The organism is Brachybacterium sp. GCM10030252, assembly GCF_042666535.1.
Classification (GTDB): domain Bacteria; phylum Actinomycetota; class Actinomycetes; order Actinomycetales; family Dermabacteraceae; genus Brachybacterium.
The window spans coordinates 35,027-54,935 of record NZ_JBHTDM010000005.1 but is presented as its reverse complement, the minus strand read 5'-3'; the positions used below and the strand labels follow the sequence as shown (position 1 = coordinate 54,935).

At 70.2% G+C, this 19,909-nt stretch carries 18 protein-coding genes; 10 read left to right on the top strand and 8 right to left on the bottom strand.

The features are described from left to right. Positions 1–25: 25 nt before the first annotated feature. Entirely contained in the window at positions 26–1,144 is a 1,119-nt protein-coding gene (locus ACFQRJ_RS04230; RefSeq protein WP_377017390.1) for a CpaF family protein, read from the bottom strand. 206 nt (positions 1,145–1,350) lie between these two features. Here ACFQRJ_RS04230 and ACFQRJ_RS04225 point away from each other — a divergent pair, with 206 nt between their 5' ends. The 5 genes from ACFQRJ_RS04225 to ACFQRJ_RS04205 all read left to right on the top strand — a co-directional run bounded on the left by ACFQRJ_RS04225 (position 1,351) and on the right by ACFQRJ_RS04205 (position 8,205). Beyond that, the gene (locus tag ACFQRJ_RS04225; protein WP_377017388.1) at positions 1,351–2,532 is read left to right on the top strand and encodes a YihY/virulence factor BrkB family protein; all 1,182 of its coding nucleotides are present in this window, start codon (positions 1,351–1,353) and stop codon (positions 2,530–2,532) included. A gap of 124 nt (positions 2,533–2,656) precedes the next feature. Further along, positions 2,657–4,012, top strand: a complete 1,356-nt coding sequence (locus ACFQRJ_RS04220) for a sensor histidine kinase (RefSeq protein ID WP_377017386.1) — start codon at positions 2,657–2,659, stop codon at positions 4,010–4,012. A gap of 85 nt (positions 4,013–4,097) precedes the next feature. Continuing rightward, on the top strand, positions 4,098–4,787 hold the full coding sequence (locus ACFQRJ_RS04215) for a response regulator (RefSeq protein ID WP_377017384.1): 690 nt from the start codon (positions 4,098–4,100) through the stop codon (positions 4,785–4,787). A 167-nt stretch (positions 4,788–4,954) separates the two neighbouring features. Beyond that, the gene (locus ACFQRJ_RS04210) at positions 4,955–5,692 is read left to right on the top strand and encodes an ABC transporter ATP-binding protein (protein ID WP_377017382.1); all 738 of its coding nucleotides are present in this window, start codon (positions 4,955–4,957) and stop codon (positions 5,690–5,692) included. Then, positions 5,692–8,205 carry an ABC transporter permease gene (locus ACFQRJ_RS04205; RefSeq protein ID WP_377017380.1) on the top strand — a complete coding sequence of 838 codons (2,514 nt, stop codon included), beginning with the start codon at positions 5,692–5,694 and terminating at the stop codon, positions 8,203–8,205. Before ACFQRJ_RS04210 ends, ACFQRJ_RS04205 begins: the two co-directional genes overlap by 1 nt. A 118-nt stretch (positions 8,206–8,323) precedes the next feature. On the opposite strand, the gene ACFQRJ_RS04200 is transcribed toward ACFQRJ_RS04205, so the two are convergent. Continuing rightward, positions 8,324–8,773: a hypothetical protein gene (locus ACFQRJ_RS04200; protein WP_377017378.1), complete on the bottom strand. Its 450-nt coding sequence runs from the start codon at positions 8,771–8,773 to the stop codon at positions 8,324–8,326. Positions 8,774–9,199: 426 nt separating this feature from the next. Here ACFQRJ_RS04200 and ACFQRJ_RS04195 point away from each other — a divergent pair, with 426 nt between their 5' ends. Continuing rightward, positions 9,200–9,448, top strand: coding sequence for a WhiB family transcriptional regulator (locus ACFQRJ_RS04195; RefSeq protein WP_377017376.1), 249 nt, complete (start codon positions 9,200–9,202; stop codon positions 9,446–9,448). An 84-nt stretch (positions 9,449–9,532) separates the two neighbouring features. Here ACFQRJ_RS04195 and ACFQRJ_RS04190 read toward each other — a convergent pair whose 3' ends face one another. Beyond that, a complete protein-coding gene (locus ACFQRJ_RS04190; RefSeq protein WP_377017374.1) occupies positions 9,533–11,023 on the bottom strand; it encodes a sensor histidine kinase in 1,491 nt (496 codons plus the stop codon). A gap of 96 nt (positions 11,024–11,119) precedes the next feature. On the opposite strand from ACFQRJ_RS04190, the gene ACFQRJ_RS04185 reads away from it, so the two are divergent. Continuing rightward, positions 11,120–11,632 (top strand): DUF2505 domain-containing protein, encoded by a 513-nt coding sequence (locus tag ACFQRJ_RS04185; RefSeq protein WP_377017371.1) that lies wholly within the window; start codon positions 11,120–11,122, stop codon positions 11,630–11,632. A gap of 146 nt (positions 11,633–11,778) precedes the next feature. Here the strand turns inward: ACFQRJ_RS04185 and ACFQRJ_RS04180 are convergent, their stop codons facing one another. Genes ACFQRJ_RS04180 through ACFQRJ_RS04170 form a run of 3 tightly spaced genes read right to left on the bottom strand, consistent with a single transcriptional unit; the run spans position 11,779 to position 14,117 of the window. Then, complete coding sequence (locus ACFQRJ_RS04180; protein WP_377017369.1) at positions 11,779–12,240, bottom strand: DUF6912 family protein; 462 nt, start codon at positions 12,238–12,240, stop codon at positions 11,779–11,781. A gap of 12 nt (positions 12,241–12,252) precedes the next feature. After that, positions 12,253–13,479 carry a CpaE family protein gene (locus ACFQRJ_RS04175; protein ID WP_377017367.1) on the bottom strand — a complete coding sequence of 409 codons (1,227 nt, stop codon included), beginning with the start codon at positions 13,477–13,479 and terminating at the stop codon, positions 12,253–12,255. Beyond that, the gene (locus ACFQRJ_RS04170) at positions 13,476–14,117 is read right to left on the bottom strand and encodes an SAF domain-containing protein (RefSeq protein ID WP_377017365.1); all 642 of its coding nucleotides are present in this window, start codon (positions 14,115–14,117) and stop codon (positions 13,476–13,478) included. The genes ACFQRJ_RS04175 and ACFQRJ_RS04170 overlap by 4 nt, the downstream gene beginning before the upstream one ends. Positions 14,118–14,336: 219 nt before the next feature. Between ACFQRJ_RS04170 and ACFQRJ_RS04165 the strand changes: the two genes are divergently transcribed. Then, positions 14,337–14,576, top strand: a complete 240-nt coding sequence (locus ACFQRJ_RS04165; RefSeq protein ID WP_377017363.1) for a helix-turn-helix domain-containing protein — start codon at positions 14,337–14,339, stop codon at positions 14,574–14,576. An 82-nt stretch (positions 14,577–14,658) separates the two neighbouring features. On the opposite strand, the gene ACFQRJ_RS04160 is transcribed toward ACFQRJ_RS04165, so the two are convergent. Continuing rightward, positions 14,659–15,204: a hypothetical protein gene (locus tag ACFQRJ_RS04160; protein WP_377017361.1), complete on the bottom strand. Its 546-nt coding sequence runs from the start codon at positions 15,202–15,204 to the stop codon at positions 14,659–14,661. Positions 15,205–15,485: 281 nt separating this feature from the next. Here ACFQRJ_RS04160 and ACFQRJ_RS04155 point away from each other — a divergent pair, with 281 nt between their 5' ends. Together ACFQRJ_RS04155 and ACFQRJ_RS04150 are read left to right on the top strand one after the other, a co-directional pair. Next, complete coding sequence (locus ACFQRJ_RS04155; protein ID WP_377017359.1) at positions 15,486–16,316, top strand: LysM peptidoglycan-binding domain-containing protein; 831 nt, start codon at positions 15,486–15,488, stop codon at positions 16,314–16,316. After that, on the top strand, positions 16,313–16,714 hold the full coding sequence (locus tag ACFQRJ_RS04150; protein WP_377017357.1) for an Rv3235 family protein: 402 nt from the start codon (positions 16,313–16,315) through the stop codon (positions 16,712–16,714). The genes ACFQRJ_RS04155 and ACFQRJ_RS04150 overlap by 4 nt, the downstream gene beginning before the upstream one ends. Positions 16,715–16,785: 71 nt before the next feature. On the opposite strand, the gene secA is transcribed toward ACFQRJ_RS04150, so the two are convergent. Further along, positions 16,786–19,845 carry a preprotein translocase subunit SecA gene (secA, locus tag ACFQRJ_RS04145; protein ID WP_377017355.1) on the bottom strand — a complete coding sequence of 1,020 codons (3,060 nt, stop codon included), beginning with the start codon at positions 19,843–19,845 and terminating at the stop codon, positions 16,786–16,788. Positions 19,846–19,909 lie beyond the last annotated feature (64 nt).

Here is a 19,909-nt window from a genome sequence, read left to right as displayed (position 1 = left end):
ATAGGTTGACGAGTCGCGTCCCACGTTAGATGGCGACAGGGACATTCCTGGACCGCAGCCCGGGAGGGACAGGCCAGTTGGTGCCCGATTGATACCGCGCAACCGACAGGCGCGCACATCGCGTCGACGAGCACGCCGGACGTCTACGGCGGGAGCGGCGGAGCCTGCACGCCCCCTCCGACACGTTCTCCCCGGCCAGCAGCGGCAGGGTGCACAGCTTGGTGACAGCGTCGCGGGCCGAGTTCGCATGTATCGACGCGAGACCCGGCAAGCCGCTGTTCAGCGCGATCAGCATGTCCAGCGACTCGGCCTCGCGCACCTCGCCGACGATGACGCGGCTGGGGCGCATCCGCAGCGCCTCCTTCACCAGACGCCGCATGGAGATCTCCCCCGTCCCCTCGAGGTTCGCCTGGCGGGTCTGCATGGCGACCACATCGCGAAGCCCGAGGTCGAGCTCGAAGACCTCCTCGATGGTCACCACGCGCTCCCGTGCGCCCACGGATTGTGCGAGACAGCGCAGGAACGTCGTCTTGCCCGCGCCGGTAGCGCCGCTGGCGATGACGTTCAGGCCGGAGGCGATGGCCGCGTCGAGGAAATCTGCCGCCTGGGGCGTGAGCGATCCCAGTGCGACCAGCCCCTGCAGATCCTGTGCCTTCGCGACGAACTTCCTGATGTTGATCGCCCAGTGCGTGCGGGTCACGCTCGGGATCACCACGTGCAGGCGCGAGCTATCGGGCAGCAGCGCGTCGACGAAGGGGGTGCTCATGTCCAGCCGCCGGCCGGAGCTGACGAGCATGCGTTCGACGATCCCGCGCACCTCGGCGTCCCCCAGGACGATGGTGGTCAGCTCACTTCGGCCGTTGCGGGCGCAGAACACCTGGCTGGGCGAGTTCAGCCAGATCTCCTCGATGGTCGGATCATCGAGCATCTCCTGGAGCGCGCCGAAGCCGCCGATCCTCGCGGCGATCTCGGCGACCGTGGAGTCATCGCCGTGCAGTACGGGCACCTCGCCGGAGGATGAGCGCCGGTCGTAGTCGGCGACCACCTCGCGGATCAGCCGCTCGAGCTGGTCGGCATGCGCATCGAGGCCGCGGCGGCGTATCAGCTCGCGCGACTCGCTCTCGATGATGGTGGCGGCATCCATCCAGTCCCCTCCCGGCCCCGTGTCCCCGGACCCCTCGTCCCCGGCCCGGTGTGTGCTGCATCTCGCACACGACCGCCACTGTATGCATGAAGGCAGATCCCCTGCTCGCTTCTCCCGAGAATTGTGGACAACTCTCTCAGCTCGCACTCATGGCAGGATGACAATGCATCCGCCCGCGAGATCGCCACACCCCAGGAGGCCTCCTCATGGCCGAGTCCCCCGGCACCAAGGCCCCGCGCCTGAGCGTTCCCACCCTCAAGTACATGGTCAAGCGCGTCCTCGCGGAGTTCTCGCGCGACGGCGGGACGGATCAGGCGGCCAAGCTCACCTACTACATGGTCCTCTCCATCGCACCGACGCTGCTGGCCCTGTTCTCCCTGGCCACGCTGCTGCTGCGAGGGTTCCAGGAGCAGATCGCCGATCTGCTCAAGGACACGATCCAGGCCGCCGTCGGCGGCAGCGGCATGCAGATGGGCGATGCCGTGGACTCGACGGTGGAGTCGCTGATGGGTTCCTCCACCGGTGGCACGATCGGTCTGATCATCGGTGTCGCCACGGCACTGTGGTCGGCGTCGGCCTATGTGAAGGCCTACGGGCGGGTGGCCAACCTGATCTACGAGATCCCCGAGGGCCGCGGCGCGATCCGGATGAACGCCTGGATGCTGGGGCTGACCGTGGTGATGATCCTGGGCATCCTTCTGATGCTCGTCTCCCTGCTGCTGAGCCAGTCCATCATCGAAGGCCTACTGGGCCCGATCGCCACCCCGCTGGGCATGAATGATCTGCTGATCTTCCTCACCCAGTCGTTCCTGCCCATCTGGGCGTGGGTGAAGTGGCCGGTGATCCTCCTGCTCGCCTTCGCGCTGATCTCGATCCTGTACTGGGGCGCGCCGAACGTGGACAAGCCGTTCCGGCTCATCTCGCCCGGCGGCGTGGTCGCGATCCTGGGCATCGCGTTCGCGGCCGTGGCGCTGTCGATCTATATGACCACGGTCGCGGGCTACTCCAGCTACGGCGCGATCGGCGGCATCATGGCGGTGCTTTTCGCCCTGTGGGTCGTGAACATCGTCGTGCTGATCGGCGCGGAGGTCGACGCCGAGTTCGAGCGCGCCCGGGAGCTGGAGGCCGGGAAGCCGGCCGAGGAGAGCCTGGACCTGCCCTTGCGCGAGGACAAGGGCGCCCAGAAGGCCGAGGCGAAGCACGAGGACCTCATCGACCAGGGGCGCGACATCCGCCTGCGCAATCTCCATCGCGACGCGGACGCCTACACGGGCGAGGACGCCCGGCTCACTCCGCGCCATGGCGTGCCGACCGTGTCACCCGACCATGAGGGGACCGGTGGGTCCGATGGGTCCGACGGGGCGAACGGGACCGACCGGCAGCACTGACGCAGTCGACAACACGCGGTCTGTGAGCGGCCCGCGGGAAGGGTTCTGAGCCCAGCAGGCCTGTCCCGCGGGATCCGACCGCGGTCTGACGCGCCCGCTGCCCCGCCCCCGTACCCTCGTGGCCATGACGAACGGACCCGATGCACGGCCGGACGCGCCGGCCAGGCGCGTCCGGTTCCGCGACCCGTTCCGCTGGATCATCGAGAATCCCGGCAAGGTCGATGCGATCGTCTTCTCCGCTGCCGCATTCCTCGTGCTGCTGTTCGCCGCGGGCTCCGGAGGCATCGGCTGGTGGACCCTGTTCTCGCTGCCGATGATCGTCTCGGCCGCCGTCTGCCGGGTCCGGCCCGGGCTCGGCGTGATCCTCATCGGGTGCCTGGCCGTGATGCACGTCCCGGTCGTCCCGGTCGTCCTCGGAGACGTCCTCACGTTCTACGCGATGTTCTGTGCCGTCGCGTACGGCAGGCCGGCGGTCCACGCCCTGGGCATGGCGGCGGGGTTCCTCGGCGTGCTGGTCCAGTCGGGGTACTGGGGCATATTCATCGCGAGCGACCCGTACGGGGATCCGCTCCAGGCGGCCGGGACATCCGCGGGCCTGTTCGTCGTCGGCATCGTCACCATCACCGCGATCTGGGCCCTCGCCAACCTTCAGCGCGCCCGGGTGCGCCAGCTGGCCCTCACCCGCGAGCGCGCCGAGCAGGCCATGCGTGAGCGCGAGCAGCGCACGGCGCTCGCGGTCGCCGACGAGCGTGCCCGCATCGCCCGCGAGATGCACGACGTCGTCGCCCACTCGCTCTCGGTGATCATCGCCCAGGCCGACGGCGGCCGCTTCATCGCCTCCCAGCAACCCGACAAGGCAGGCGAGGTGCTGAGCACCATCGGGGAGACCGGCCGCGCCGCACTGTCGGACATGCGGTCACTGCTGGGCGTGCTCCGCCAGGAGGACGAGACCGGGTACGGACCCCAACCCGGACCCGAGATGCTCCAGGACCTCACCGAGCGGGTGCGCGCCGCAGGCCTCGAGGTCAGCCTCGAGATCGAGGGCCGGCTGGACGACCTGCCTCAAGCGCTGGGGATGTCACTGTTCCGCCTGGTCCAAGAAGCACTGACCAACGTCCTCAAGCACGCCGGGCCCGGTGCCACCGCCGCAGTGCGGATCACCCGGAGCCCCCAGCGCCTCCAGGTCGAGATCGTCGACGACGGCCAGGGCGCCGCTGCCGGCTCCGACGGGCAGGGCCACGGGCTCACCGGTATGCGTGAGCGCGTCGCCGTGTTCGGCGGGGTCCTGCAGGCCGGGCCGCTGCCGGGACACGGATTCCGAGTGCTCGCCACGGTGCCGCTGGACGGCGCCGCGCTCTCTTCCGGCACGATCCCATCGGCGCCCGCCCGCTCTGCGCTGAGCCGCTCCTCGCCAGGTCGGTCCCCGCAGAACCGATCCGTGCCGCCCCCTCCCGGGCAGGCTCCCTCCTCGAACCCCTGACGACTAGAGCCACTGAGCCCCTGAACTCCTGAGCCCCTGGACCCCTGAGCCCCTGAACCATCCGCATTCCTCCGGAGGAGACCCCATGACCGAGCCCCTCGACCACCCGCTGCGCATCGCTCTGGTCGATGACCAGCCGCTGGTGCGCGCCGGGTTCGCCATGGTCATCGACTCGCAGCAGGACATGGAGGTCGTCGTCCAGGCGGCCGACGGCGCCGCCGCCGTCGACCAGCTCCGCGCCCGCACCGTCGACGTCGTGCTGATGGACGTGCGCATGCCGCGGATGGACGGGATCGAGGCCACCGAGAAGATCCTCGCCCAGGCCCCCGAAGGACGCGCCCCGCGCGTGGTGGTGCTGACGACCTTCGATCTCGACGAATACGTGGTCGCTGCGATCCGGGCCGGAGCCAGCGGGTTCCTGCTCAAGGATGCCCAGCCCGAGGATCTGCTCGGGGCCATCCGCACCGTGCACAGAGGGGACGCGGTGATCGCCCCGTCGGCCACCCGCCGGCTGCTGGCCCGTGTGGTCGCCGCCCCCGAGCCGCAGCAGAAGGACACCTCCGTCCTGGACGAGCTGACCGACCGTGAGCGCGAGGTGCTCACGCTCATGGGGCGCGGCTTCTCCAACCAGGAGATCGCCGCCGAGCTGTTCGTCGCGGAGGCGACGGTGAAGACCCACGTCGGACGGGTGCTGGCCAAGCTCGGGGCCCGCGATCGAGTCCAGGCCGTGATCATCGCGTTCGAGACCGGACTGGTCGCTCCCGGAGCCGACTGAGATGCCCGCCCCTTCCCGGATGGCCCGGTGTGTCAGCCTCCGGTATGACACCACCCCATCCTGAGGTCGGGGCCGCCTCGCAGCGTCGAGACCGCAGGAGGACGTCGGCCGTAGCCCCGGTACGGAAACATCGGTGGTGACCGCACACCTCCTCGCGAAGGACACCGATGACCGCCGAACCTCAGGCCGCCCCCGCCGCACCCACCGGAGACGCCGCCCCCGCCATCGTCGCCCGGAACGTCACCCGCACCTACGGCACCGGTGCTGGCACAGTCACCGCCCTGGACGCGGTGGACCTCGACATCGCCCGTGGCGCGTTCACCGCGATCATGGGCCCCTCCGGTTCGGGCAAGTCCACCCTCCTGCACACCCTGGCCGGTCTCGACGTCGTCGACCACGGCTCCATCCGGCTGGACGGCACCGAGATCACCGGACTGAACGATGACGCGCTGACCAAGCTGCGCCGCGAGCGCATCGGCTTCGTGTTCCAGTCCTTCAACCTGCTGCCGATGCTGAGCGCGGAGCAGAACATCCTGCTGCCGCTCGAGCTCGCCGGCAAACGGGTGGACCGGGCCTGGCTGGAGACGATCACCTCCGCCTTCGGTCTCACCGACCGTCTCTCCCACCTGCCCTCCCAGCTCTCGGGCGGGCAGGTACAGCGCGTGGCGATCTCCCGCGCGCTGGTCACCTCCCCCGCCGTCGTCTTCGCCGACGAGCCCACCGGCAACCTCGACTCGCACACCACCGAGGAAGTGCTCTCCTTCCTGCGGCTGTCGGTCGACGAGTTCGGCCAGACCGTCGTCATGGTCACCCACGAGCGCGATGCCGCCGAGCGCGCCGACCGCATCGTCACCCTCGCCGACGGCCGCATCGCCAGCGACGAAAACCTGCGAGGGCAGCGCTGATGGCACTGCGGACCTCCGTGAAGCTGACCCCGCTGCGGCGGCACCTGGCCGCCGTCATCACCATCGCCCTGTCCTGCGCGTTCGTCGCCGTCATGGTGGTCGCCGGGAACCTGATGACCTCGGCGATCTCGACACTGTCCGCCCGGGACTACGAGGGCGCGGACCTCGAGATCCAGCGCCCGCTCTCCGACGAGGACTACGAGTCCCAGCAGCCTCTCGAGGCGCCGCAGGTCGAGGGCACAGAGGCCGTGTGGCCCCAGCTGAGCAGCTCCCTCGTCTTCACCTCCGACTCCGGCGAGGACCTCTTCCTCACCTCCACGATGCTCCCGCCGGACGGGACCGGCCAGGAGCTCCTGTCCGAGGGGCGGCTGCCGAGCTCGGAGTCCGAGATCGTGCTCGATTCGGCCGCCGCCGAACAGCTGGGCGTGGGCCTCGGAGAGGCCGTCACCATGCCCGCGGACATGTCCATGGACGGGCAGGAAGCCACCTTCACGTTCGTCGGCCTCGTCCCTGCGGCCGACGGGTCGGCGTTCGGCGCGACCCCGCGCGTGCTCATCTCCGACGTCAACGCCGAGAAGCTGAACGGTCCGACCGAGGGGACGCTGACCGAGACCTGGCTGGCGACCGTCCCCGAGGGCACCGACCCCGCCGAGGTCGCGGCGCACGGCGACTCCGGCGACGTCACCGTGCGCACGGTGGAAGAGGCCGAGGAAGAGGCCACCCAGCAGGCCCTCGCCGGGTTCGGTGCCGTCGGCCTGATCCTCGCGGTGTTCGTGGTGATCGCCCTGTTCACCAGTGCCGTCGTCATCGCCAACACGTTCGCCGTCACGATCGCCCAGCGCACCCGCAGCCTTGCACTGCTGCGCACTCTCGGCGCCACCCGTTCCCAGGTGCGCGGCGTGGTGCTGCGCGAGTCGCTGACGGTGGGACTGATCGGCGGGCTCGCCGGCGCTGTCGGCGGGCACCTGCTGGTCCAGGCCGCGCTCGCCGCGGCCGCCGCTCTGGGCTGGCTCGACGGGGTCGCCCTGGTGCCCGTCAGCGTGCTCTCGGTGGCGCTCCCGCTGGTCGCGGGGATGCTGATCACCCTGGCGGCGAGCCTGGCACCGATGCGTGCAGCGACCCGGGTCGCCCCGCTGCAGGCGCTGCGCCCGGCCCCGCCCGTTCAGCACCGGGGTCTCGGCGTGCAGGGTGTGCTGGGGCTGGTCGCCGTCGTCGTCGGAGTCGCAGCGCTGGCCGGAGGCACTGCGCTGGCGCTCAACGGCACCGCGGGGCCGGGCATCCTGCTCGCCATGGCCGGCGGCGTGATCAGCTTCAGCGGTGTGCTGGCCTCCCTGATCGTCCTCACCCGCCCCCTGTCGGCTCTCGTGGCCCGGGTGATGGCCCGGATCGGGGGTCTGCCCGCGAGGATCGCCGGAGCCAATGTGGCCCGCAACCCCAAGCGCAGCGCCGCCACGGTCGCGGCCCTGCTGATCGGGACCACCCTGATGACGATGATGGCCGTCGGCGCACGCAGCGCCGAGGCGACCCTGACCTCCGAGCTCGATTCGCGCCGGCCCATCGACATGGTCCTGTCCGCCGAGCAGATGCCCGATGACGCCGCCGAGCAGGTGGCCGCGATCGACGGGATGGACGCCACGCACACGGCCGCGCGCGGGGACGTCGAGGTGGGAGCCGATATCCCGATGACCCTGTACGGCGCCGACCCGGAGGCGGTGCGCGATACCTCGCACCGACCGGAGATGGCCGACGAGCTCCGCGACGGAGTGGTCCTGCTGGGACAGGAACGCGCCGAGGAGTTCGGGCTCACCGACGGCCAGGTGCTGGAGATCGAGGGCGCCGACGGTGCCCCGCACGAGCTGCGCGTCCAGGTCGATGCGAATCTCCAGATGTCGCTGGTCACCCCGGGCACGCTCGAAGAGCTCGTCGGAGATGCGGCCACGCCGGTCGTCCTCGGCGACTTCGCCGACCCCGGCTCCCCCGACCGGGACGGCGTGGGCATGACCAATCTGGCGCGGGACATCCGGGACACGGCCGCCAGCGACGGCTTCGTCCAGGGCCAGGCCGACATGGGCGGTCTGGAGCGGGAGTCCTACGCACAGATCCTGAACGTCCTGCTGGGCATCACCATCGGGCTGCTCGCGGTGGCCGTACTGGTGGCGCTGGTCGGCGTGGCCAACACTCTGAGTCTCGGCGTCATCGAACGCACCGGCGAGAATGCGCTGCTGCGGGCCCTGGGCACCACCAAGCGTCAGATGCGCTCCATGCTGGGCTGGGAGGGCGTGCTGCTCGCTCTGGTCGGGGCGGTCCTCGGCATCGTGATCGGCACCGTCTACGGCGTTCTGGGCATCAATGCCCTGCTGGGCTCGACCTACCCGGTCTCGGTCACGGTCCCGTGGGGCCAGGTGGGACTGGTGCTGCTGCTGGCGATCGTCTCCGGCGGGGTGGCCTCGGTGCTGCCGGGGCGAGCCGCCGCCCGCACGGCCCCGGCCGCTGCTCTCGCCGGTGGCGAGTGAGCCCACGGGCGTGAGCTGACGCCGGATGGGCCGGCGGCTCGAGAACGGCCGCCAGCTCGAGGCGGGAGGGACTCGCACCGGACCGTTCCGGTGCGAGTCCTTTCGTGATCGGGCCCGCTCAGTCCTCGCCACGCGGCAGCGGCGTGGAGCGCACGAGCCGGGTCAGCAGCATGAAGAGGGCTATCGCCAGCACCAGAGCGAGCGTGCCCTGCCAGTACATCTGGCTGCGCAGCATGCTCGCGCCGACGAGAGCCTGGAACATCTGCCAGGTCAGACCGAAGCCGAGCCCGAACCGTCCCCGGGTGAGCACGGAGCGCGCCGCGACCGCGCAGGCGATCGCGAAGAGCACGAGGAACAGTCCCAGTCCCGTGCCGAGACGGGCCTGGAGCTGACCAGCGGTGACCATCACGAAGCAGAAGGTGGCGGCCCCGGTCAGCATCAGGGCTTCGACCACCAGCAGCACTGCGGCGCCCGGCCGGGTCCGGGGGCCTGGATCGGCGGCGTCGGCGGGGCCGGACACGCCGGTGTCCGAGGCGGCGGAGCTGCGTGCACGGGCGTCTCGGGGCATGGGGGAACTGTATCCGGCATCCCCCTCACCCGATCTCTCATCGCAGCTCGCGAGAGGCCCGAGAGGTCGCGGCGTGCCCGGGGCGCGTCCGCGGGCCGCTGCCCGGCGGCGCGAGGACCGGCCCGCCGAAGCACTCCATCGGCTCGAGCGCAACGCCTCCGTGCCGGGCATCACGCCCGCGATGGCACGGGATCGCGCCGTGTGGGAAGTACCACCCAGGTCGAGGACGTAGGCCCTTGTCGGCGCCGCGACCGGCTCAGACAATGGATTACGGCTCGAAACCGCCACCGTGACCCGCAGCAGCCTGTGCCGCTCACGGGTTCGTGGCGCCGAGCCGGTGACCCGACAACGCCCCACCCGGAGCGAACCTCGCCGCGTCGCACCCCTACGGGGCGAGGCGTGGCGTTCTGGAAAGAGAGAGTGACGATGGACTGGCGCCACCGTGCCGAGTGCCTCAACCATGATCCCGAGCTGTTCTTCCCGATCGGGAACACAGGGCCGGCGATCACGCAGATCCAGGAGGCGAAGGCGGTGTGCCAGCGGTGCGACGTCATGACGGCGTGCCTGAAGTTCGCTCTCGAGACCGGCCAGGACTCCGGCGTCTGGGGCGGCCTCTCCGAGGATGAGCGCCGCTCGCTCAAGCGCCGCAACGCGCGCGCCCGCCGCGCCAGCTGACTCGCGCTCCTGCGGCCCGCTCCCGGCTGCGCCGGTGACGGAGCCGCGGGAGAACAGGCTTGAGCCTCAGACGGTCAGCGGATCTCAGACGGTCAGCGGGTCCAAGTAGACGTCGATCGTGGCCCGGGTCCCGCCCTCGGGCCGTCCCTGCCAGGTCAGCGTCCCGCCGAGCTGACCCTGCACGAGCGTGTGGGCGATGTTCGTGCCCAGCCCGGTCGGTTTCGACCCGGCCATGCCGGTCCCGTCGTCCTCGATATCGATGACGAGATGCGAACCGGTCCGTTCGCTGCGGACGGTCAGGGTCCCCCCGGATTCGGACAAGCCGTGCTCGACGGCATTCGTGGCCAGTTCGGTCACCACCAGGGCCAGCGGCGTAGCCTCCTCCGCCCGGATCGACCCGACCCGGCCGATCTTCTCGGTGCGCACCTCCACCTGGGTCTCCGTCAGCCGCGGGGTCCCGGCGCGATGGACGGTGGCACTGGCGGCGTCGACGGCCAGGCGCAGGCAACGATCGATCACCTCGTCGAAGTGGACCGCTTCCTGGGAGCCCTGGAGCAGCGACTCATGGACCAGGGCGATCGTCGAGACCCTTCGCATGGCCTCCGTGAGAGCGTCGCGCGCCTCGTCCGTCTTCATCCGCCGCGACTGCATCCGTAGCAGCGCCGCCACCGTCTGCAGGTTGTTCTTGACGCGATGATGGACCTCGCGGATCGTCGCATCCTTGGTGATCAGCTCGCGCTCCCGGCGCCGCAGCTCCGTCACGTCACGCACCAGGACGATCGCTCCGGTGCGCTGGCCACGCTCGGTCAGCGGCACCGCGCGCAGCGAGAGGGTCCCGCCGCGTGCCTGCATGTCCGAGCGCCAGGCGGCCCGACCCATCAGCACCAGCGGCAACGACTCATCCACCGGTGCTCGCGACTGCAGCACGTCGGTCGAGAGCTCGGCCAGGGTGATGCCCTCCATGTCCCCTTCGATCCCGAATCGGTGGAAGGCCGACAGCGCGTTCGGGGAGGTCCATTGGACGACACCGGCGCCGTCGAGCTCGACGACCCCGTCCCCGACGCGTGGGGCTCCGCGGCGCGGCGGGATCGGGGCGCCATCGATGGGAAACGCGCCGTTCTCGAGCATCGTCAGCAGCCGCATGCCGAGCTGGCGCTCCCTCACCGCGCTCGAGGACGGTGCCCCGTCCGCGACGGGCGATTCGACGGCCAGGACCGCGAGGGTCCGCCCGCTCTTGCGCACGGGCACCAGCAGGCCCGTGGCCTCACGGCCCTCGCGCTCGATCGGGACCATCTCGCCGGACGGCTCGGCGCCATCCAGCAGTGCGGCGATCTCGGAGCCGCCGGCATCCTCGAGGCCACTGCCCACAGGATCCTCGTAATACACGGTGGAACCGGTCGCAGGGCGGCAGTGGGCGACGGCGAGCGGGCCGTCCTCCCCCTTGATCCACAGCACGAGGTCGGATCGGAGCAGATCGGAGACCAGATTCCAGTCTCCGACCAGGTGCTGCAACCAGTCGGCCTCCTTCTCGGAGAGATCGCGATTGTCAGCGAGGAATTTGGACAGGCTCGGCATGGTCCCAGGGTAGTGCGCTGCGCTGAAAGCTCGTGTCGTACCGGGTGCGGAGCTGGCCTAGGCTGAGGGCTGACGAAACCCCTGGGGAGGACGAGGATGAAGCTTCGCGAGACACTGAACCTGCCGTTGTCGGCCCGTGCCGCTGCCGCCATGTACACCGATCCGGCATATGCCGAGATCCGCAAGCAGACGCTCGGCGCCACCCGCGCCGAGGCCACGGCCGACGGCGACCCGGCCGGCGCTTTCACCGTGCGTACCGAGCTCGCCATGCCGACCGACCGGGTCCCGGACGTCGTGCGCCCGTTCGTGGGGTCGTCGGTCACCATCCACGAGGTCCAGACCTGGTCCGCACCGGAGGCCGACGGCAGCCGCAGTGGCACCACGAAGCTCGAAGTCGCAGGCACTCCCGCAGGAATGACCGCGTCACTGCGCCTGACCCCGGCGGGCGAGCAGGCCAGCGGCGTCGTCATCGACGGGGAGCTGACGGCGAAGATTCCGCTGCTGGGTTCGCGATTGGAGAAGGCCGCCGCGCCCTACGTCACCAAGGTGCTCTGCGCGGAGGAGAAATCTGCCGCGAAGTACCAGGCGAGCGCCGCGCAGACGGACTGAGCCGGCGGCGCGTCCGGCTGAGTGACGGCCACGAGACGCTCGGCCGAGTGGCCGACGACGGGACGCTCCGCGCCGCGGCAGTCCGGCCCCGACGTGTCGGACGCGCCGGTTGTGGCCAGCTCCGGTCGTCGCCAGCTCCAGTCGTTTCAGCTCTCGAGCGTGCCGTCGTCCGCCGCGCCGTCGAGGAATGCCAGCGCCTCGGACCCTTCCGACGCGTCGAACCACAGCAGGGCCGGGTCGGTGTCGTCGGCTTCGGCCGAGGCGGCATCCAGCTCGGTGACGTGGAGGCTCGCGATCCTCGCGCGCGTGGACCCGCTCAGGACGATTCCGAACGCGCCGCCCTCCTCGTCGGCGGGCCGGGTGATCCTGTCGGGCACGTCGGCCGCGATCACGAGTGCCCGGTCTGACGCTGCACTCGCGCTGAAGGCGACGTGCACGGCGTCCTGCAGCGCCTCGTACTCCAGGTCCTCCTCGTCCTCGTCGGGACGATCCGCTCGGGCCGGGGTCGTCACGGCCCACGCGGCGCGCCCGGGTGCCAGCTCGAGGTCCGAGCCAGCGCTCTCCAGTGCGCGGCGGTCCCCGGTGGTCAGCGGCAGATAGATCCTCATACGGTCATCTTCTCACCCGGGCGACGGGATGGATTCCCCGGCGAGCGCCGGGGCACTCTGCCCGAGCACGGTCGGGGACGCCGCGATCTCCTGCAGCCCTTTGCGCAGGGCGGACCGCGGGGCGGCCTCGGCCAGCAGGGCTCCGTCCCAGGTCGCGGTGCGGCACGAGACCGGATCGTCCGGCAGCAGGCTCAGCGTGGTCACCGACACCCGCGACGTGATCAGGTCGCGGACCTTGTCTCCCGGGATCGGCGCTCCCACGCGATTGACGATCACGTGCAGCTCGTCCACTCCGAGCTCCTCGAGTCGCGCGTGGTCGCGCAGGAAGCGGGTGATGCTCACGGGGTCCGCCGTCACGACCGCGACCACCGCGTCGGCACTCTCCAGCGCGCTGATCGCGGCCGCATTGCGCTGCGGCGCCGCGGTGTCGTAGCTGAGCTCCTCGTCCTCTTCGAGCACAGCTGCCACGTCAGCGACCACAAGCCCTCCCCGACGGGCGAGAGCGTGCCAGACGCCGTCCATCGAGGTGCGCCGCAGCTCGGCCCAGCGAGCTGGGACCCCGATTCCGCTGAGCAGCCGCAGGCGCGGTTGTGCCAGCGGCAGGAGAGACTCCAGGGTCTCCTCGTCGAGGGTGTCCCGATCGTGGGCGCGGCAGGCGGCGACGAGGCCGGGAGTCTCGTCCAGGACGCCCAGCATCTGGCTCTGCGATGGCCCATAGGTATCGGCATCGACCAGGAGTGTCTCCTGACCGGCGAGCGCCGCCTCCGCGGCGAGGTTGACCGCGATCGTCGAACGGCCGCTGGAGCCCGTCGGCCCCCAGACGGCGACCAGCCGGCCGACGCGCTGCGCAGTCTCCGTGGCCGCCTCCTGCACCCAGGCGGTCGCGTCCTCCTCATCCGAGGCGACCGCTGCGCTCAGCGCCGCAAGGATCTCCTCACTCGGGGTGTCGGAGGGCAGGATGTGCCGCAGACCCAGACTGGTGCGTTCCGCGGTGTCCTGCGAACGCAGACCCACGACGGCGGCGTCCCGGAGCATCGCAGCGATCGAGTCACGCCCGAGCCCGCGCACGGAGACATCGATCAGCACGACATCACCGATCCCCGCGGCGACCACGGCCAGCGTTTCGGCGAGGTCGGCGCAGCGGCGCACCACGCGGGCCGTCCGGCTCCGGTCATGGGCCAGGTCGTGGACTATGCGCACCTCGTCCCGGCCGGAGGCGCAGAGCACGACGTCGATCACGGGTCGACTCCGTAGGCGCCGGGCACGCCGATCACGTCGAGCCGCTCCTCCTGCGAGAGAACCTCGAGAACCCCGGCCAGGCTGTCGCGGGGCACCAGCACCTCCACAGCCATCGACCTCATTCCCAAGGAGCTTCCCTCGTCGATGCTCCGGACCACAGCGTCGGAGACCAGCAGCTCCGCCGTCCCGGTGCCGCCGCTCTCGTCTCCCGGACCGGTGTGCCACAGCTCGACCGTGGCGCCCGGTCTCACGGATTCGGCAACGGTCTCGTCCACGGGGATCACGACCGGGCGCAGCGGGACATCACCTGCCTGTCCCACGGCGGACGTGGGAAGGAGTTCGCCGCCCTCGATCGTGCGGGTCGCCACCGCACCGTCAGGGATCGCCTCGAGGCTGCCGACGTAATGATCAGTGTGGTCGCCGAGCCGCATGTCGACGGTCGTGAGGTCATCCGGTGTGATCTCGTCCCCGGGGACGATGGCAGAGCGCGCGACGAGGACCGGTGTGGTCTCGGCCAGACGGGAGACCAGTAGGGCGCCCATCAGTACGCTGGCCAGCACGAGGACGATCCCGACGATCAGGCGCGGGTCCTTCCAGCGCGGCCGGCGCAGCCTCATCATCGGTGCGGTGGCCCCCACGGCATCCTCCTGCCCCCTGGCCGCGACCCGTATGGCCCGGCTCTGCCGGCGAGGCTACAACCCCTCGGCGCTCCCCCGGCCGTGTTCGCCGTGGAATGTGGACAACTCCCTCCGCGAGGCACCTGCGGCGACGTTGTCCACACCGCCTGATCGCCACAGGCGCCGAGGGTGCGAGAATATGCAGGTCTGCCAAGGTGGATCCGATCGGAAGGAGGGACGATGGCACCTCGTTTCGTACCGTTGTCCGATGTCGCCGAGATGCTCTCGATCTCTGCCTCACAGGCATATTCCCTGGTCCGGTCCGGCGAGCTGAGGGCCATCAAGGTCGGAGGGCGCGGACAGTGGAGGGTGGAGGTCTCGGAGATCGAGTCCTACATCGAGCGCAGCTACGCCGCGACCGCCCACGCCCTCGAGCAGGAGCGTGAACAGGAGCGGCGGACGTCGGACGAACGCCTCTGACTCGCTGCTCTCGATCGACCCGCGCCCAGACCCATCTGCCCCCGCCCCAGCTGCTTCCAGGCTCCGGTGCCCGGTTCCGCGCTCACCGCGGGATGACAGCGAGCAGGGCCGAGGTAGCCACGGTGATCCGGGTCGATCCGGGCACGGTGCCGGATTCTCCGGTGGGCAGGGAATTCACATCGACGGTGTCCGCACCCACGGCGGCGATCCGCGCCGTGATGCTCCCCGCCGCAGTCTCCAGTCTCACGGTGCTCCGGTCCCGCGCGATCGCGCGCAGCACCGACCCCAGTCCCAGCGGCGAGCGCAGAGACTCCTCCGGCGGCCGGGCGCGCGTGGATAACCCCTGCACCAGCGCGATGGCTCCCAGAGGGACGACGGCTCGCTGTCCGCTGCCCTCCTCCCGCAGCGAGAGCCACTCCTGACCGACGTCCTCGACCACCCCGGACAGCCGAAGGCTCTGGCCGAGATGCAGGGTGATCGAGTGCTCCCCGGCACCGCGCAGCCGATCGGCGAGCGTCAGCTGTGCGCGCTCGGCACGGGCCAGATCTTCGGAGACCGCTCGCATCTCTTCCCGCTCGTGGTGCGCGAAGCGCCCCTCGAGATCGTCGAAGATCCGCTCGAATCGCATGACGCCACTGTAGACGCGGCCGCCTCCGACACCGTTCCTCCCCCATCACGATTCTGCACAACCGTTGAACAGACGTTGTGCTGTGGGCCACGGCACGCTAGTTTGCTCTATAGCACCGTGAATGACACCAAACTGCATCAAACGACATGGACTGCAGAGGACGTGTCGCATCACGACGGGGGGACTCCATGGGGGTCGACGAGGACGCGGACGCGCCGCGCAGCACACGGCCTGCGTCGTCGCTGCTGAGCACCGTACTGGCGGCCGCAGGGACGATTGCGATGGCGACGACAGCATCCAGCCTGCTGCCCGCGGCGCTGACGGGCCACGGCGAGGAAGGACTGATCGCGTGGGTCCTCGTGGCTGCCGCCGGATCAGGCGCGTTGCTCTGCCTGTACCTGACCCTGGTGTGGGCACTCGCCTCGACCGTACTCATCGCGGGGCCGGCCACCCGGGTCGGCGCTGCACTGCTGGCCGCTCTGCGCCTGCTGGCACCCCGGATGGCACGCCGCGTGGCCGTCAGTGCGGCCGTGGCGACGACGGCCACCGGGCTGGCGCTCGTGCCTGCCACGGCCGCCAGCCCCGATGCGCAGTCCTCCGGTGCGGCGTCGCCGTCCTTCGCGATGTCCTCCGAGCTGACGCCCTCCGCTCCCTCCGAATCCGATCCGGACCCGGAGGCAGCGGCTCCCGCCTCGAGCGAGGAGGACGAGGGGACCCTGCCTGGGCTGGGGTGGGGCGACGGTCCCGCCGCCAGTGGCCACACGGATCCGGAGGGGCAGAACTCCCGGCCCGCGGACGGAGCTTCGGACCCGGAGCCGACGGAGGAGCCGGGTGCGAGCCCCGGTGCTGGCAACGCACCCGACAGCGGACCGGACGCGACCGGTTCGTCACCCCGGACCGAGGGGACCGTGATCGTGCGCCCCGGAGACAACCTCTGGAGCATCACGGACGATCTGCTCGGCACGGCGCCCGACGACCCCGCCGACATCGCCGCCGCGTGGCCACTGCTGTATGAGGCCAACCGGGGCGAGGTCGGAACCGATCCCGACCATCTCGAACCCGGGCAGGAGCTCACCGTGCCCTCGACCATTCCCATCCAGGAGCAGCCATGACGACCACCGACCAGCGCGCCGCCCGCGCGGGCGACGCCTCCGAGACCCTGCCCGCCGACGATCCCCGCGTGGTCGAACGGATGGTGGAGCCCGTGGCCCGCCGGGCCGTGGAGATCGTGCGCGACATGCGCCCGGAGAACGCACTGGCCCGGATCGTGACCCCGGAGGTCGCGAAGCTGCTGTCCCGCCGTGCGGCCCTGACGCGCCGGCTGCGGGCAGCTACGGGCTACGCTCCGCCGCAGCGACTCCTGGTCACCGGCGTGCGCACCTGCGTGGTCAACGAGCAGACCGTCGAGGCGAGCTGCGTCCTGCGCGAACCGGACCGCGCGCGATTCCTCGCGATGCGATGGGAGCTGCGGCACTCAGGATGGCGCGTCACGGTTCTGGAGATCGGCTGAACAGCCGAACGTCACCGCGACACGGCAGCGGTCTCGCCCGACGAGCCGAACAGCCCTTCGGGCGAGCCTGATCAGCGCCGGCGGCGACTGCGGCGCTGGGACCGGTTCTGCCCGGCTCCCGTGGGAGCGCCTTCCGGCTTGTCCTGCGGCGTATCACTGACGGCGCGCTCGCCGGCGGGAGCCTTCTTGGCTCGTCGTGCCTGTCGGCGACGCTGGGCACGAGAGAGCGTCGAGTCATCCTGGACGCCGGTGCCCTCCGCCGAGGTGTACCGCAGCTGCCCCGAGCTGGGACGGTCATCCAGACCCTTGGCGGTGATCACGACCTGGTTCTCCTCCGCGAGGACGTCCGAAGGCGCGTCGGCCTCCTCAGCGGATTCCTCCGGAGTCGCCGCCTGGGGCTCGTCGGCCTCGGCCTCAGTGTCGGCGTCGGCGCCTGTCGCCGAGCCCGAGCTGTCAATGCCCGCCCCCGCGTCGGCCGTCCCGTCGTCCGCCGCCTCGTCGGCGGCCTCACCATCGGCAGCCGCGGACGTGCCGGTACTGCTCGACGCTGCCGCCGCTCCCACCACGGCCTTCTGGCCGCCGGAGGGGCGCAGCAGGTTGCTCACCGATTGCGGGACCACGGATTCGGTCTTCTCGACCTGCACCTCGAGGTTGTAGATGTAGCCGACCACATCCTCCTTGATGCCCGCGATCATCTCGTTGAACATCAGGTGGCCCTCGCGCTCGTACTCGATGAGCGGGTCGCGCTGGGCCATGGCTCGCAGGCCGATGCCCTCCTTGAGGTAGTCCATCTCGTAGAGGTGCTCGCGCCAGCGACGGTCCATGACCGACAGCAGCACTCGCCGCTGCAGCTGGTGCAGACCCTCCTCGCCGAGCTCCTCGGCGCGCTTCTCGTACGCGACGCGGGCGTCGGCGAGGATCTCCTCCTTGAGCACGGCGGCCGTGAGGTCCTCCTTGCCGCCGACCTCTTCGATCAGCTCCTCCGCCGTGATCGAGACCGGGTAGGCCGGGCGCAGCGCGCCCCACAGCTCCTCGAGGTCGTAGTCCTCGGGGTTCTTGCCCTTGGTGTGAGCGTCGATGGTGCCGCCGATGACCTCGTCGATGAACCGCTCAACGTGCTCGTCGAGGTCCTCGCCCTCGAGGATGCGGGCGCGCTCCTCGTACAGCTTCTTGCGCTGCTTGGTCAGCACGTTGTCGTACTTCAGGACGTTCTTGCGGATCTCGGCGTTGCGCGACTCGATGGAGTTCTGGGCACGCTGGATGGCGCCGGAGACCATGCGGCCCGTCAGTGGGATCGATTCGTCGACCCCGCCGCGGGCCAGCAGGGACTCCGCCGCGCCCGAGTTGAACAGGCGCATCAGGTCGTCCTGCAGGGACAGGTAGAAGCGGGACTCGCCCGGGTCGCCCTGGCGGCCGGAACGGCCGCGCAGCTGGTTGTCGATGCGGCGGGACTCGTGGCGCTCGGTGCCCAGCACGTACAGGCCGCCGAGCTCGACGACCTCATCGTGCTGCTCGGCCACGGCCTCCTTGGCCTTCTCCAGCTCCTCGTCCCAGGCGGCCTCGTAGGCCTCAGGGTCCTCCTCGGCGTCCAGACCGCGCTTCTCCAGCGCGGCGTGCGCCATGAACTCGACGTTGCCACCGAGCATGATGTCGGTGCCGCGACCGGCCATGTTGGTGGCCACGGTGACGGCGCCCTTGGCGCCGGCCATCGCGATGATGGCGGCCTCACTGGCGTGGTTCTTCGCGTTGAGCACCTCGTGGTCGACGCCCTGCGCGGTCAGCAGCTTGGAGAGGTACTCCGACTTCTCGACGCTGGTGGTGCCCACCAGCACCGGCTGTCCCCGGTCGTGGCGCTCGACGATGTCCTCGACCACGGCGTCGAACTTCGCCTTCTCGGTGCGGTAGATGCGGTCGGGCTGGTCCTCGCGCTGCATCGGCTTGTGCGTGGGGATGGGCACCACACCGAGGGAGTAGGTGTTCATGAACTCGGCGGCCTCGGTCTCGGCCGTACCGGTCATGCCCGCGAGCTTGTCGTAGAGCTTGAAGTAGTTCTGGAGGGTGATCGTGGCCAGAGTCTGGTTCTCCGCCTTGATCTTCACCCCCTCCTTGGCCTCGATGGCCTGGTGCATGCCCTCGTTGTAGCGACGGCCGGCAAGGATGCGGCCGGTGTGCTCGTCGACGATGAGCACCTCGCCGTTGAGGATGACGTAGTCCTTGTCCTTCTTGAACAGCTCCTTGGCCTTGATCGCGTTGTTGAGGAACCCGATCAGAGGCGTGTTCAGGGACTCGTAGAGGTTCTCGATGCCCAGGTGATCCTCGACCTTGTCGATCCCGGACTCGAGCACGCCGACGGTGCGCTTCTTCTCGTCGACCTCGTAGTCGCGGTCACGGCGCAGCAGCTTCACGACCTTGGCGAACTCGCTGTACCACTTGTTGGCGTCACCGCTGGCCGGGCCGGAGATGATCAGCGGGGTCCGGGACTCGTCGATGAGGATGGAGTCGACCTCGTCGACGATCGCGAAGCTGTGCCCGCGCTGGACCCGGTCGTCCGGCGAGAGCGCCATGTTGTCGCGCAGGTAGTCGAAGCCGAACTCGTTGTTCGTGCCGTAGGTGATGTCGGCGGCGTACTGCTCACGGCGCTCGGCCGGAGTCATGCCGGACTTGATGACCCCCGTGGTCAGGCCCAGGCTGCGGAACACGCGGCCCATCAGATCGCTCTGGTAGCCGGCGAGGTAGTCGTTGACCGTGACGATGTGGACGCCCTTGCCGGCCAGCGCGTTGAGATACGCGGGCAGGGTGGCGACCAGGGTCTTGCCCTCACCGGTCTTCATCTCGGCGATGCTGCCGCGGTGCAGGGCGGCACCGCCCATGATCTGCACGTCGAAGGGGCGCTGGCCCAGGGTGCGGTCGGCCGCCTCGCGGACCGCTGCGAAGGCCTCGACCAGAATGTCGTCAAGGGTCTCGCCGTCCTCCAGCCGCTCCGTGAAGCGGTCGGTCTCCTCCCGCAGCTCGTCGTCGCTGAGTTCGCTGAAGACGTCCCCAGCCTGACCCACCTTCCGCGCGATGACTTCGAGCCGGCGCAGTTCCCGGCCTTCGCCGGCGCGCAGGATCTTGTCGAAGAGGTTGACCACTCGTGCTCCCGTGAATGTCTGTATACGTCCTCGCGGACGGTTGGTGCCTGACCCATCGTAAGCG